This is a genomic window from Pseudomonas sp. TJI-51, assembly GCF_000190455.2.
GTDB classification, from domain to species: Bacteria; Pseudomonadota; Gammaproteobacteria; order Pseudomonadales; family Pseudomonadaceae; genus Aquipseudomonas; species Aquipseudomonas juntendi.
The window spans coordinates 1-387 of the sequence record NZ_AEWE02000167.1 but is presented as its reverse complement, the minus strand read 5'-3'; the positions used below and the strand labels follow the sequence as shown (position 1 = coordinate 387).

The window sequence follows — 387 nt, the reverse complement described above, 5'->3', positions numbered from 1 at the left end:
TGGTGTTTAGCCACTACGGCAGCAACGATATTCGGGTTGAGATCGAGAGCGGCGAAGCCGCCGGTTTCCTGGGTCATGGGTCTGCCTCTAGGTGCATCCGCAAAGACCCATGCTCCAAAGCTGCACATGCCTTGAAAGACCGTCAGGTCACCCAGGCAGCTTTGGCGGCGGGGATTTGCGAAAACGATTGAAAAAGAAAACTTGGGAAGGTCCGCCTAGCGGACGTGCAGCCGAAGCTGGACTCGGAGGATTTGCACCACCTGATTTTGAGGTCCGCTAAAAGACCGGCGCGTACTATACCTGAAATGTACGGTTAGGTGAGGAATATTTTCAGGGGCTGAAACGATAATCCCTGACGCTGCCACGATCCCCGTAGGAGCGGCCTTG

Annotated in this window: 1 protein-coding gene; it reads left to right on the top strand. The window is 55.3% G+C overall.

All coding sequences use genetic code 11. The features are described from left to right. The coding region (locus G1E_RS29010) for a hypothetical protein (protein WP_218186964.1) at positions 1–191 on the top strand (191 nt) is incomplete at its 5' end. Positions 192–387: the final 196 nt, after the last annotated feature.